Here is a 13273-nt window from a genome sequence, read left to right on the forward strand (position 1 = left end):
TTCTGCCGGTTATGACCGTGCTCATGGCGATCATTGCCATCTGGTATGGCGCCAGCGTGATGATGAACCGCGCTTGGACGCTTGACCAGATGCAGCGCCAGAATATCGAGATGACGCCCTTTGAGATCATTGCGGCCGCCATGACGCAAGAACGCCCCGTGCTGCCGCCGCCCCATCAGGTCGCAGCCGAGATCTGGAACACGACGGTGGGCGAGCCGATCATGCGCGAACGCCGCGGCCAGATGCAGGGCAATCCGCGCAATTTGATCTTTCATGCCTATCATACGCTTTGGCCCACGATCCTTGGCTTTGGGATTGGCGGATTTTTGGGCATCCTTTTGGCCGTGGGCATCGTGCATAGCCGCGCGATGGATATGAGCGTGATGCCATGGGCGATTGCCAGCCAGACCATCCCGATCCTTGCCATCGCGCCGATCATCGTGGTGGTGGTCTCGAACCTGCCTGTGCTGAATGCTGCGGTCGATCAAGGGTGGATCAGCGATGACACCAAGCTGTTGGTACCCAAGGCGCTGATTTCGTCTTATTTGAGCTTTTTCCCCGTCGTGGTCGGCATGGTGGCGGGGCTGCGCAGCCCGCAGACCAGTGATCTTGACCTGATGCGCACCTATTCGGCCAGCCCTGCCCAAACCTTTTGGAAGCTGCGCCTGCCCGCATCGGTGCCGTTCTTGTTCACCTCGCTCAAGGTATCGATTGCCGCAGCTTTGGTGGGCACGATCGTGGCCGAACTGCCCACGGGTGCGCGTTTCGGCCTTGGCGCGCGGCTTTTGACCGGCAGCTATTACGGCCAGACGATCCAGATTTGGTCGGCACTCTTCATGGCAGCGATCTGTGCGGCGGCTTTGGTCATGATCTTGGGCGCGCTGGAACGGGTGGTGCTCAAGCGCATGGGGGCGCGGCCATGAGGGCGGTTGGTCTTGTGCCTTGGGGCTTGCCCGTGCTGGGCGTGGCGCTGATTGTTTGGGCCGCCCTCAACGACACGCGCCTTGCGCTGATCTTGGGCGTCTGGTTCGGGGCTTGGGCGCTGAATGCTTGGCTATCGGACCGCGCGCATCGCCGCGGCGCGCGGCTGGTTGTGCCGCTGATCTTTGGCGTGACGCTTCTGGCGCTATGGGAAATGGCGGTGCAGCTTTACGATATCTCTTTCGTCATTCTGCCTGCACCCTCGGCGATCTGGGCGCGGATCGTGACGGAAACCGCCACGCTATGGGCCGATTTCCAGCAAACCATCCTCAAGGGTGCGCTGGCGGGCTATGCGATGGGTTGCGGCGCGGCCTTTCTTGCGGCCCTTGCCGTTGACCGCTCGCCGTTTTTGCAGCGCGGGCTGTTGCCGATTGGCAATTTCATCGCCGCACTGCCCATTGTGGGCACGGCCCCCATCTTTGTGATGTGGTTCGGCTTTGGCTGGCAGTCGAAATCAGCCGTCGTTGTTGCGATGGTGTTTTTCCCGATGCTGGTCAATTGCGTCCAAGGGCTCAAGGCGTCGGACGCGATGCAGCGCGATTTGATGCGCACCTATGCGGCAAGCTATCCCCAAACCCTGATCAAGCTGCGCCTGCCCACGGCGCTGCCCTTCATCTTTAACGGGTTGAAGATCTGCACGACTCTTGCGCTGATCGGGGCGATTGTCGCTGAATTTTTCGGCTCACCCACGGTTGGGATGGGCTTTCGCATCAAGATCGAGATGGGGCGTCTGGCCATGGATATGGTCTGGGCCGAGATTGCCGTGGCCGCATTGGCCGGTTCGCTGTTTTACGGAATTGTGGCGTTGATCGAGCGCAAAACAACATTTTGGCACCCGTCGCAAAGACGGGGCTGACACACCCATCACGATGGGTCCAACCTGGAGGGAAGAGAATGAATAAGCTACTGATCCCAACACTTGCCCTGACCATGGCCGCAGGCGCGGCACAGGCGCAAGACGCGGTGTCGCTGCAATTGCAGTGGGTCACCCAATCGCAGTTCGCGGGCTACTATGTGGCGCTTGAGAACGGCTATTACGAAGAAGAGGGCCTTGATGTCACCATCCTGCCCGGCGGGCCGGATATCGCCCCCCCGCAGGTCTTGGCCGGTGGTGGTGCCGATGCCATGCTGAACTGGATGCCCTCGGCCTTGGCGGCGCGCGAGCGTGGCCTGCCGGTGGTCAATATTGCCCAGCCTTTCGTGCGCTCGGGCCTCCAGCTCACTTGCTGGAAAGACAGCGGCATTGCTGAACCTGCCGATCTGGCGGGCCACACCGTGGCACATTGGTTCTTTGGCAATGAATACCCTTTCATGGGCTGGATGAACCAGCTGGGCATTCCGGTCGATGGGTCCGCGAATGGCGTGACGCTGTTGCAGGCGGGCTTTAACGTCGATCCGCTGTTGCAGCGTCAGGCCGATTGCATCTCGACCATGACCTATAATGAATATTGGCAGATCATCGATGCGGGCGTCAGCCCGGATGAGTTGGTGACCTTCCGCTATTCTGACTACGGCATGGATACGCTGGAAGATGGCATCTATGTGCTTGAAGATAACCTTAACGACCCTGCCTTCTTCGACAAGATGACCCGCTTTGTGCGCGCCTCGATGAAGGGCTGGGCATGGGCGGCGGAAAACCCCGATGATGCGGCGATGATCGTGCTCGATTACGACGAGACCGGCGCGCAGACCGAAACCCATCAAAAGCGGATGATGGGCGAGATCGCGCTTTTGGTAGCCGGCGGCGATGGCACCTTGGACGAGGCATCCTATGCCCGCACGGTGCGCACGCTGCTCGAAGGGGGTGATGCCGTCATCACCGCCGAGCCCGCCGGCGCATGGACCCATGCGGTGACCAACGCGGCGCTGGCCAACTGATCGCCACGCTTGATCTGATCGACAGCCCCGGCGCAATCCGGGGCTGTTGTCGTTTCATGCCTTGCGGTTCAGATGTTCGGCCCTCCCTTGGATGGGGGCCATCTCATAGCGCGGTGCGGGCGGCTCGGGGGCATCCAACCGGTCGAAATCACCGACCTGCCGCGTGTTCAGGGGCGGGATACCCAAGCCCTTGATCGGTGCGGGGTCCGGCGGCAGTTGTGGCCATGTATCATTGCGCGTGGTCTGTGTGGCATCGGTGGGCTGCACAGCTCGCTGCCCCAAAAGCGGGGCGGTCGTATCAACATCTTGGCGGGTGATCAGCGGATCGGACCGCGGCGCGATGGATGTGCCGCCGGATTGGGGGGGTGATCGCGAAAGAATGGGCAAGACCATGTCTTGGCCTCCGTCAAACGAAAGCCCCCAGCCCGCGCCCATCTTGGATCATGGGCCGGGGTTGCGCCAGAGGATCGCTAAAATCCACCGTATTCTGCGGCTTTGACACGGCGGGTCACATCACGGAACGGATTTGTAAATCCACCGATAACCCATTCATAAAGGGATGCTTTTCTGTTAAGCTGTGGCCAGCAATATTCGCAGGTATTTGATGGCTTCCAGCTTACCCCTTGCGCGGCGCACGCAATTGACCGGCAATCGCATCCGCGAGCGCCGTTTGGTGCTGGGCATGAAACAGGCCGATCTGGCCGAGGCGGTGGGTATTTCTGCCTCGTACCTCAACCTGATCGAGCATAACCGCCGACGGATCGGCGGTAAGCTGTTGGTCGCACTGGCCCGTGTGCTGGCCGTCGAGCCTGCGCAGTTGAGCGAGGGGGCCGATGCGACGCTTTACGACGCGCTGCAATCGGTGGCGCGCGATCATGCGGGCAACCTTGACGCGCCGCCCGAGACCGAGCGGATCGACGAGATGGCGGGCCGCTTCCCCGGATGGGCGGCGCTGATCGCTGCCCAGCAAAAACGCATCGCGGCCCTTGATGCCATGGTCGAGGGGTTGCGCGACCGGATCGGGCATGACCCGCTTTTGGCCGAGGCGATGCACGAGGTCTTGTCGAGTGTCGCGGCTATCCGCTCCACCGCCGATATCTTGGTACGTGAGGCCGATATTGACGCCGTTTGGCGCGGGCGGTTTCACCGCAACCTGCATGAAGAGGCCGAGCGCCTATCGACACGCGCCACCGCCTTGATCCGTCATTTCGAGCCGGACGCGGCAAAGGCCGATGCGCGCGCCGCCTCCACCCCCACCGAAACCGTTGAGGCGATGTTCGAGGCCGCAGGCCATCATTTCCCCGAGATCGAAACCCATGGGCGCGCGGCGATCCCGCTGGTGCTATCACGCGCGGCAGGGATGGAAGATCTGGCCACCCGCGCCTTGGGCGAGCGATGGCTTTTGGCCTATGCCATGGATGCCGCACGGCTGCCCCTGCCGGTGATGCGCCCCGCGGCCGAGGCGGCAGGCTATGACCCGGCGCTGCTTTTGGGGTTAGGGCAGGGCGATGTGGCGCTGGTTTTGCGCAGGCTTGCCACCCTGCCGCGCCAGACCGAGGCCGCAGCGGGTGCGCCGCCCTTTGGCCTTGCGGTCTGCGATGGTTCGGGGGCCTTGATCTTTCGCCGCCGTCTTGCGGCCTTTTCGATCCCACGTTTTGGCGCGGGTTGCCCGCTTTGGCCGCTATACCGCGCGCTGGGTCGCCCCGGCCAACCCGAGATGTCGCTGATCGAAATGCCCCAAGGCGCGCGGTTTCGCGCTTGGGCGGTGAGCCAACCCGCCGCCCCGATGGGCTTTGGCGAGGCGCCTGTGATGCAGGCGGTGATGTTGCTGACGCCTGTCGCGGAGGCACCGGCCACAGATCACCAACCGCCCGCGATTGCCGCAGGGCCGGGGTGTCATCTTTGCCCGCGCATGGGATGTGCCGCGCGGCGTTGAGCGCGCCGTGTTTGCCCTTGGGCATGATCCGGGGTGGTGCTTGACCACCGCGTATCCGCATGTATACAGCCGTATAACATTCGCGTGAAACGCGGCCGGGCCGGATAGTTTGCATCCAGACCACGCCGCGCCCCCAACGTCAGGATCAAAGCCCATGACCGCCCAACCGCAAGCCGTGCAAACCGATCCGCGTGTCGATGTCCTTGTGATCGGGGGGGGCAACGCCGCGCTTTGCGCCGCCATCGAGGCGCGCCGCCAAGGCGCCACGGTTTTGGTGGTCGAGGCCGCCCCCAAGTTCTATCGCGGCGGCAATACGCGCCACACCCGCAACCTGCGCTGCGCCCATGACGAGGGCAACGAGATCTTGACCGGCCCATACCCCGAGGATGAGTTTTGGGATGATCTCATGCGCGTCACAGGCGGTGAGACCGACCCGGAACTGGCGCGGCTGACCATCGCGGAATCCAAGGATCTGTGGGATTGGATGAACGGCGTGGGCGTGCGCTTCCAGCAACCCTTGGGTGGCACGCTGAACCTTGGGCGGACCAACGCCTTTTTCCTTGGCGGCGGGCGGGCGATGCTGAACGCGCTTTACGACACCGCCGAAAAGATGGGCGTGGAAATCCGCTATGACACCAGCGCCACAGCGCTTGATATCGAGGATGGGTTTTTCAAATCCGCCGTGATCGAAGGCCCCGATGGGCAGCAAACCGTCCATGCCCGCGCGCTTGTCACGGCGGCAGGCGGGTTCGAGGCGAATATCGAATGGCTCAAGGAATATTGGGGCGAGCGGGCCGAGAATTTCTTGATCCGCGGCACGCCCAACAACCGCGGCACGATTTTACGCATGCTGCTTGATGCGGGGGTGGAGCCTGTGGGCGACCCCACCCAATGCCATGCGGTGGCCATCGATGCGCGCTCGCCGCAGTTCGACGGTGGCATCGTCACCCGGCTTGATTGCATCATCTTCGGTGTGGTGCTGAACAACCGCTGCGAGCGGTTTTATGACGAGGGCGAGGATTTCTGGCCCAAGCGCTATGCGATCTGGGGCCGCTTGGTCGCCGATCAGCCCGACCAGATCGCCTGGATCGTGTTCGACGAAAAGGCTGCGGGCCGTTTCATGCCCTCGGTCTATCCCGCGATTTCCGCGCCTTCGCTGGAAGAGCTGGCCGAGAAGCTGGGGCTTGATCCATCAGCCTTTGCCGCCGAGATCGGGCGCTTTAACGCCGCTGTGGTCGATGGCGAATTCAACACCGAAATCCATGATGATTGCCGGACCGAAGGCATCACGCCGCCCAAATCGCATTGGGCGCGCCGCATCGATCAAGCGCCCTTCCACGCCTACCCGGTGCGCCCCGGCATCACCTTCACCTATCTCGGCACGCGGGTGAACCGCGAGGCGCGCGTCTTGATGCAGGGCGGGCGGCCAAGCGCCAATATCTATGCTGCGGGCGAGATCATGGCGGGCAATGTGCTGGGGCGCGGCTATCTGGCCGGTATCGGCATGACAATCGGCGCTGTTTTCGGGCGCCTCGCAGGAGAGGGGGCGGCGCGCCATGTTGGGAACTGAACTACAACAAGAGGCTGAGCGCCAGATCACCATCTGCAACGCCTGCCGCTATTGCGAGGGGATTTGCGCGGTGTTTCCCGCGCTTCAGATGCAGCGCAGTTTCGCGGCGGGCGACATCGATTACTTCGCCAATCTCTGCCATGATTGCGGGGCGTGCTATCACGACTGCCAATTCTCGCCGCCGCATGAGTTTGCGATCAACCTGCCCAAGACTTTGGCGGCTGTGCGGCAAGAAAGCTATGGCCACTACGCATGGCCCGCAGCGCTTGCCCCGGTCTTTGCGCGCAACGGTTTGATCATCGCGGTGATCGCGGCCTTGTCGGTCACGGGTTTTCTGGCAGGCATGATCGCGTGGAACGCGCCCGGCGCGCTGTTTTCGGCCCATACCTCGCCCGAGGGGTTTTATGCGCTGATGTCGCATAACGCGATGGTGGGGCTGTTTGGCCCCGTATTCTTGTTCTCGATCTTTGCCATGCTCATGGGGCTGCGCAATTTCTGGCGCGATGCCAATGCGGTGCGCATGGTCGAAGGTGCCGCCCCCGCCTCGCTCTGGCAGGCGGTCAAGGATGCGGGGTCTTTGCGCTATCTTGATGGTGGGGGTGCGGGCTGTTTCAACGAGGATGACAAGCCCGAGGACAAGCGGCGGCTTTATCATCATTTGACGTTCTACGGCTTTCTTCTGTGCTTTGCGGCCACATCGGTCGGCACGATCTATCACTACGGCTTTGGCCGCGTGGCGCCCTATGCGTGGTGGGATCTGCCGCAGATGTTGGGCACGGTTGGCGGCTTCATGCTGGCCGCGGGCACCGGTGGGTTGATGGCCGCCAAAAAGCGCCGCCTGCCCGATCTGGTCGCGCCCGAGACGCGGGGTATGGCGATGGCCTTTATCTTGATGCTGCATCTGACGGCGGTCACGGGGCTGGGCCTGCATATCTTGGGCGGCACGCCTGCGATGGGGCTATTGTTGGCGCTGCATCTGGGGGTGGTCTTTGCGCTGTTTCTGACCATGCCCTATGGCAAGTTCGTGCACGGGCTTTATCGCTTCGCAGCTCTTGTGCGGCTGGCCATGGCCAAGCGGACCGGGCTAAAAACAAGGGTGATGGCATGAAAATCGCGGTTCTGGACGATTATCTTGGCTACAGCGACCGCTTTGCCGATTGGGGCGATTTGGGCGGTGATGTGACGGTGTTTCGCGACCCGATCCCGCAAAGGGATTTGGTCGCAACGCTCAGCCCTTTCGATGTGCTCTGCGTCATGCGCGAGCGCACGCCGATGCCCGCCGATCTGATCAATGCGCTGCCCAATCTGCGGCTGATCGTGACGACAGGCATGCGCAACCTGTCAATCGACATGGACGCGGCCAAGCAGCGCGGCATAACCGTCTGCGGTACGGCAAGCAGGGCGGCGGCCACCGCACAGCTTGCGATGACGCTGATCTTGGTGGCGAGCCGCAATCTGGTCGGCAATCTCAACAGCATGGCGCGTGGCGGCTGGCAGGCCCCGGCGGGCCGCGATCTTGATGGGCTGACGCTTGGCCTGATCGGGCTGGGGCGGCTGGGGGCCGATGTCGCGGCCTTGGCGCGGCCTTTCGGCGTCAAGATGGTCGCATGGAGCCAGAATCTCACCGATGCGCGCTGCGCAGAGGTGGGGGTAAGCCGCGCTGATAGCCTTGGCGCGCTGTTGGAGATGGCCGATGTCGCCTCCATCCATCTGGTCTTGTCCGAGCGCACAACCGGCCTGATCGGCGCGGCGGAACTGGCGCGGATGAAGCCCGACGCAGGCATCGTCAACACCTCGCGCGGGCCAATCATCGACCGCGATGCGCTCTTGGCGGCACTGCGCGCAGGCCAGATCGCCAATGCGGCCATCGATGTGTTTGAAGAAGAACCGCTGCCCAAGGACAGCCCATGGCGTGATGCGGACCTGATCGCATCGGGCCGCCTGATCCTTAGCCCGCATGTGGGTTATGGCGCACTTGCCACCTATGAGCGGATGTACCGCGAAACGGCGGAAGATGTGCGCGCATTCACCGAGGGCGCGCCGCTTCGGGTAATCGGCGCTTAAGGAGTGGCCACATGGCACAGCACCAAGGCCATGTGACACCGCCGCTGGCAAGATCGATGCATCGCGGCTTTGCCTGTGACATCGGCACGGTCGCGTGCAACGCGGCCTTGCGGAGCGCTGAGAATTGTTGACAATCAACAAAATGGATCGCGTGAAGCCCGCAAGGGCTCCGGCTTTGCCACTGGCCAGAGGATCGGAGACCCCATGATCGACACGCAACGCGCGCTTTGGATGAGGCGGCTTTGGACCGCGCTGATCGGTCTGGTTGGCACGGTCGTGTTTTGGTGGCTTTCCATGCCGCTGCCCTTCTTGCTTGGGCCGCTGGCCGCGTGTCTGATCACCGCATTGATGGGCGCGCAACTCAAGGGTGTGCCGACCAATTGGCTCAATGCTGTGCGCACAATCCTTGGGGTGGCGGCGGGCTCATCCGTCTCGCCCTCGCTGATGGAGCAATTGCCACAGACCTTGGCCAGCGCCAGCCTTGTGCCAGTGTTTTTGGCCATTTCCCTGCTGATCGGCTACCCGTTTTTCCGCCGTGTGGCAGGCTTTGACAAACCCACCGCCTATTTCGCCACCGTGCCCGGCGGCTTTGCCGAGATGATCCTTTTGGGCAGCGAAAAGGGCGGCGATGTCCGCGCGCTCTCGCTAGTGCATGCGACCCGCATCCTGACGCTGGTGTCGCTTTTGCCATTTCTCATCAGCTTTTACGTCGATGTGAACCTGAGCGCCGCACCCGGTGTGCCGTTCACGGATATCCCGCTGATGGATATCGCCATCCTCACCGGCTGCGCCTATTTCGGCTATATCGGGGCCAAGCGGATCGGGCTTTTTGGGGCCACGATCCTTGGGCCGATGATCTTGTCGGCGGCGGCCAGCCTTTTGGGCCTGATCGAGAACCGCCCACCGACCGAGGCGCTGATCTTGGCGCAATTCGTCATCGGCATGAGCGTGGGCGCGCATTACGTGGGCGTCACCCGCGATGAACTGCGCCGCGTGGTGTCGGCCAGTGCGGGCTATGCCTTGATGCTGGCCCTGCTGACCGTGCTCTTTGGCGAGATCATCTATCTGATGGGGATCAATGATCTCTTGCACGGGATCTTGGCCTTTGCACCCGGCGGCCAGCCCGAGATGGTGATGCTCGCGATCCTGACAGGGGCGGATATCACTTTCGTGATCTTTCACCATGTGCTGCGCTTGGTGCTGGTGATGGGCTTGACGCCCGTTCTGGCGCGATGGTTTGCTTAAATGGCGCTTAAGCCGGGCGCGCCATCATGGCGACAACCGGGCCAAGTGCCGGGGCGGTGTCAAGCGCATCCAACGCCGTGAAAAGCGCGGATGCCCAATCTGCAGGGCCCACCGCCGCGGCGCAATCCATGAACTTGTCGCGCATATCGGCGGTTGTCGGGGGCACTGCACCGCCATCCGCCATCAAATCGTCGATGCGGTGCGCAAGACGCGCGCCTGTCTGCATCTCGACGATCACCTCGGCCGCCCATTGGCTGACGCTATGATCGCCCATCTCGGGATGGGGGCGGGCCTCACTCCGTCCGAGAAGCGCCTGCACAGCCTCCTGTGCAATCGCCGCTTCGCTGAAATGGGTCAGCTTGATCGCCCCGTCCAGCAACGCGCGCGCGACGAGGTATTGGACACTAAACTTGGCCTGCAATTCCGTCTTTGGCCAAGGGTTATCGGTATGGGGCAGGCGGCGGGGATGCACCAACACCGTGATCTTGGCGATCTTGGCCGGATCAAGCCCCGTCTGCGCCCGCAATTCCAGTGCCGCGCGGATCGCGGCATGGGCGCTGCCGCAGCAGGGGTAGGGTTTGATGGCGATGCCGTCATCCTCCAACTCCAAGGGCGCGGCCCAATTGGCAAAGATGCGCGTTGCGTCATAGTTGCCCGCGCCGTTGAACACCTCGAGAAAGCCTTGGGGATGCTCGAAGGCAGCATGGTTCGCGGTAAAGCCCTGCCGCGCCAAAAGCGCCGCCAATAGCCCCGCGCGTGCGCATTGGCCCACATGGAAGGGCTTGGTCATCGTGCCGAAATTGGCCTTCACGCCTGCGGATTGCGACACGGCCAAGGCCAGCGCGGTGGCGATCTGAGCTGCACTTAACCCCATCAGATGCGCGCAAGCCGCCGCCGCCCCAAAGGTGCCAAGCGTCGCGGTTGGGTGCCAGCCCTTGTCGTAATGGTGGAAATGCACCGCGCGCGCGATGCGGATCTCGGTCTCGACGCCTACGGCATAGGCGGTCGTCACCGCCGCGCCGCTATACCCCTCGGCCTCCGCCAGCGCGAAGAGGGCGGGCAGGATTGGCGCGGATTGATGCCCGCCAAAGACGCTTGAGAAATCGTCATAATCCAGCGCATGGGCGGCGGTGCCATTGACCAAGGCCGCATCAAGCATCGCAACACGGGCCCCTCGCCCGATCAGCGTGCAAGGCCCCGGCGCGTCAGCGATGCCCGGCACGGCGCAAAGCATCTCGACACAGTCCATGCCTGCGCCCGCCAAGGTCACGGCCACGGTATCAAGCATCAAGATCCGTGCGCGCAGACGCGCCTTGGGTGTCAGATGGCTTGGCCCAAAGGCATGGATGCGCGCGCCAAGCGCTTCGGCGATGGTCGGGGTTCTTGTCATGGGGTCCGCGCGGCTGTTGTTTTCCGCGCAAACTGGGCCAGCGCCATCAGGAGGTCAACAGCGCATCGCGGCCCGCCATCAGCCGAGCAGCATCCGCCCCTCAAGCTGGCGACGATAGGCCGAAGGGGCAAGCCCGCGCGCGGCCCGAAAGCGCTTGGAGAAATGCGACGGGTCGTCAAAGCCCAAGCGATAGCCGATCTGCGACATGGGCAGGCGGGTGAACGCCAAAAGGCGGCTTGCCTCATCCATCACGGCTTGCTCGATATAGGCTTTGGCCCCCATGCCGCTGGCCGCGCGGCAAAGGCGCCCGAGATGGGCGGTGCTGATTTGAAGCGCGCGGGCATAGTCGGCCACGCCCCAGCCTTGCGCCATCTGTGCTGTGATCAGCGCGTCCAGCCGCATCAGCCGCCCGTCGCGGTGTGGGGCGGCACCCGGCGCGCGCGCCGATGTGTTCTCGGCCAGCGCCACCAAAAGCGCCTGCGCCAGTGGCAGCACCAGCTGTGTTCGAAATCGACCCGTGGCGGCGAAAGCCTCGAGTAAAAGCGCAACAAGCCGTTGTAAGGTCGCGTCGGCTTGCCCGCGCAAGGGGCGCGCGAGGGCCGCTTTGACCCCCGGCGATTGCGCCGCGTCGCTGACCAAAAGCGCCGATGGCAGCGAGATCACATGCCCCGCCGTGCCGGGGCTGAAATCATAGCCATGCACCGCATGTGCGGGGATGAACAGGAAATCCCCCGCCGCCAACCGGCACTCATCCCCATCAATCCGGGCCCTCGCGCCACCTTGGTCGATGATGATGACCTGTGACAATTGCCCGTGGCGATGGGCGTCGATCCGCCAGCCACCGCTTGCCGCGCGGTCGGCCAAGCGCTCGATATAAACGATATCGGGAAAGGGAGTGGTTTGCCCATAAAGGGCGAAGACGGGGATATGGCTTGGCGCGGTCATGTTCGATTTCTACCAGCCGATGTTGGCACCGTCCATTCGTCTTTGCTGCGCGCGCCCCTATCTTGAACCCAGCGCGGGGAGGAAAGCGTTGTGAAGACCGATGTCGTCATTATCGGCGGCGGGCCATCTGGCCTGTTGCTGTCGCAGCTTTTGAACACGGCGGGCGTGGCCACGGTGGTGCTGGAACGCACCAGCCGTGCCCATGTGCTGGCCCGCATCCGCGCGGGCGTCTTGGAACAGGGCACCGTGCGCATGCTGCAAGAGGCAGGCGTGGGCGCGCGCATGGCGCGCGAAGGCCACCCGCATGAGGGCTGCATCTTTTCCGATGACGATCTGATGGTGCGGATCGATTTCAAGGAACTGACCGGCAAGACGGTGATGGTCTATGGCCAGACCGAGGTGACAGCCGATCTTTATGCCGCCCAAGATGCGATGGGTGCCACGATCTTGCATGATGTGGCCGATGTGGTGATCTGCGATGCTGATCGTGACGCGCCTTTCGTCACCTTCACCCATGACGGCGTGCAAAAGCGGGTTGATTGCGCCTATGTCGCGGGTTGCGACGGGTTTCACGGCGTCAGCCGCAAGACCATCCCGCAAGACAAGCGGACGGAGTTTGAGCGCGTCTATCCCTTTGGTTGGCTTGGCATCCTGTCGCGCACGCCGCCCGCGCATGAGGAATTGATCTACGCCAATTCCGCCAATGGCTTTGCGCTGGCCTCCATGCGCAACGAAATGCTCAGCCGCTATTACGTGCAGGTGCCGCTGACCGACAAGGTCGAGGAATGGTCCGATGACCGCTTTTGGGAGCGGCTGACCTCCTGTCTTCCCGGCGATGTGTCGAAAACGCTTGTGACCGGCCCGTCGATCGAGAAATCCATCGCGCCTCTGCGCTCTTTCGTCAGTGAGCCTTTGCGCTGGGGTCGCTTGTTCTTGGTCGGTGATGCCGCCCATATCGTGCCGCCCACGGGGGCCAAGGGTCTGAACCTTGCGGTGTCGGATGTCTTCTACCTGCAAGAGGCATTGATTGCGGCGCTGAAAAAGGGCGATACGGCGGGCATCGATGGCTATGCCGCGCGTGCCTTGGCGCGGATCTGGAAAGCGATGCGGTTCTCTTGGTCAATGACCACCATGCTGCATCATTTCGAGGGTGAGGATAGTTTCGCGGCACAGATGCGCAAGGCGACGTTGTTGCACCTGTCGCAATCGGAAACCGCGCGGCGCGATCTGGCCGAGAATTATATCGGTCTGCCATACTAGGGCC

The 13273-nt window shown here is 62.9% G+C and carries 12 protein-coding genes; 9 read left to right on the forward strand and 3 right to left on the reverse strand.

The features are described 5' to 3' along the window. Positions 1–11 precede the first annotated feature (11 nt). Genes KG698_RS08350 through KG698_RS08360 form a run of 3 tightly spaced genes read left to right on the forward strand, consistent with a single transcriptional unit; the run spans position 12 to position 2859 of the window. A complete protein-coding gene (locus tag KG698_RS08350; RefSeq protein ID WP_300983427.1) occupies positions 12–923 on the forward strand; it encodes an ABC transporter permease in 912 nt (303 codons plus the stop codon). Next, positions 920–1837, forward strand: coding sequence for an ABC transporter permease (locus KG698_RS08355; protein WP_213685115.1), 918 nt, complete (start codon positions 920–922; stop codon positions 1835–1837). Before KG698_RS08350 ends, KG698_RS08355 begins: the two co-directional genes overlap by 4 nt. 38 nt (positions 1838–1875) lie before the next feature. Beyond that, the gene (locus tag KG698_RS08360) at positions 1876–2859 is read left to right on the forward strand and encodes an ABC transporter substrate-binding protein (RefSeq protein WP_213685116.1); all 984 of its coding nucleotides are present in this window, start codon (positions 1876–1878) and stop codon (positions 2857–2859) included. Positions 2860–2913: 54 nt separating this feature from the next. Here the strand turns inward: KG698_RS08360 and KG698_RS08365 are convergent, their stop codons facing one another. Beyond that, complete coding sequence (locus tag KG698_RS08365; protein WP_213685117.1) at positions 2914–3252, reverse strand: hypothetical protein; 339 nt, start codon at positions 3250–3252, stop codon at positions 2914–2916. Between the two features lie 247 nt (positions 3253–3499). Between KG698_RS08365 and KG698_RS08370 the strand changes: the two genes are divergently transcribed. From KG698_RS08370 to KG698_RS08390, 5 genes are all read left to right on the forward strand, one after another. Then, positions 3500–4795, forward strand: coding sequence for a helix-turn-helix transcriptional regulator (locus KG698_RS08370; protein ID WP_213685118.1), 1296 nt, complete (start codon positions 3500–3502; stop codon positions 4793–4795). Between the two features lie 154 nt (positions 4796–4949). After that, positions 4950–6365, forward strand: coding sequence for an FAD-dependent tricarballylate dehydrogenase TcuA (gene tcuA / locus KG698_RS08375; RefSeq protein WP_213685119.1), 1416 nt, complete (start codon positions 4950–4952; stop codon positions 6363–6365). Further along, positions 6352–7473 carry a tricarballylate utilization 4Fe-4S protein TcuB gene (gene tcuB, locus KG698_RS08380; RefSeq protein ID WP_213685120.1) on the forward strand — a complete coding sequence of 374 codons (1122 nt, stop codon included), beginning with the start codon at positions 6352–6354 and terminating at the stop codon, positions 7471–7473. Before tcuA ends, tcuB begins: the two co-directional genes overlap by 14 nt. Further along, positions 7470–8429, forward strand: coding sequence for a D-2-hydroxyacid dehydrogenase family protein (locus tag KG698_RS08385; RefSeq protein WP_213685121.1), 960 nt, complete (start codon positions 7470–7472; stop codon positions 8427–8429). Before tcuB ends, KG698_RS08385 begins: the two co-directional genes overlap by 4 nt. Positions 8430–8633: 204 nt before the next feature. Next, positions 8634–9674 (forward strand): AbrB family transcriptional regulator, encoded by a 1041-nt coding sequence (locus KG698_RS08390; RefSeq protein ID WP_300983320.1) that lies wholly within the window; start codon positions 8634–8636, stop codon positions 9672–9674. A 7-nt stretch (positions 9675–9681) separates the two neighbouring features. On the opposite strand, the gene KG698_RS08395 is transcribed toward KG698_RS08390, so the two are convergent. Both KG698_RS08395 and KG698_RS08400 read right to left on the reverse strand, forming a co-directional pair. After that, on the reverse strand, positions 9682–11064 hold the full coding sequence (locus KG698_RS08395; RefSeq protein ID WP_213685122.1) for an MmgE/PrpD family protein: 1383 nt from the start codon (positions 11062–11064) through the stop codon (positions 9682–9684). A gap of 78 nt (positions 11065–11142) precedes the next feature. Next, on the reverse strand, positions 11143–12009 hold the full coding sequence (locus KG698_RS08400) for a helix-turn-helix domain-containing protein (protein WP_213685123.1): 867 nt from the start codon (positions 12007–12009) through the stop codon (positions 11143–11145). A 90-nt stretch (positions 12010–12099) separates the two neighbouring features. Here KG698_RS08400 and pobA point away from each other — a divergent pair, with 90 nt between their 5' ends. Further along, positions 12100–13269 (forward strand): 4-hydroxybenzoate 3-monooxygenase, encoded by a 1170-nt coding sequence (pobA, locus tag KG698_RS08405; protein ID WP_213685124.1) that lies wholly within the window; start codon positions 12100–12102, stop codon positions 13267–13269. Positions 13270–13273: the final 4 nt, after the last annotated feature.

This window comes from Roseicyclus sp. (assembly GCF_018402035.1).
Classification (GTDB): Bacteria; Pseudomonadota; Alphaproteobacteria; order Rhodobacterales; family Rhodobacteraceae; genus Roseicyclus.

Bases quoted from the DNA above. Each gene is read 5' to 3' on its own strand.
- tcuB (WP_213685120.1), top strand. From the start codon at position 6,352: ATGTTGGGAACTGAACTACAACAAGAGGCTGAGCGCCAGATCACCATC.
- KG698_RS08390 (WP_300983320.1), top strand. From the start codon at position 8,634: ATGATCGACACGCAACGCGCGCTTTGGATGAGGCGGCTTTGGACCGCG.
- tcuA (WP_213685119.1), top strand. From the start codon at position 4,950: ATGACCGCCCAACCGCAAGCCGTGCAAACCGATCCGCGTGTCGATGTC.
- KG698_RS08350 (WP_300983427.1), top strand. From the start codon at position 12: ATGACCGTGCTCATGGCGATCATTGCCATCTGGTATGGCGCCAGCGTG.
- KG698_RS08385 (WP_213685121.1), top strand. From the start codon at position 7,470: ATGAAAATCGCGGTTCTGGACGATTATCTTGGCTACAGCGACCGCTTT.
- KG698_RS08395 (WP_213685122.1), bottom strand. From the start codon at position 11,064: ATGACAAGAACCCCGACCATCGCCGAAGCGCTTGGCGCGCGCATCCAT.
- KG698_RS08365 (WP_213685117.1), bottom strand. From the start codon at position 3,252: ATGGTCTTGCCCATTCTTTCGCGATCACCCCCCCAATCCGGCGGCACA.
- KG698_RS08400 (WP_213685123.1), bottom strand. From the start codon at position 12,009: ATGACCGCGCCAAGCCATATCCCCGTCTTCGCCCTTTATGGGCAAACC.
- KG698_RS08355 (WP_213685115.1), top strand. From the start codon at position 920: ATGAGGGCGGTTGGTCTTGTGCCTTGGGGCTTGCCCGTGCTGGGCGTG.
- KG698_RS08360 (WP_213685116.1), top strand. From the start codon at position 1,876: ATGAATAAGCTACTGATCCCAACACTTGCCCTGACCATGGCCGCAGGC.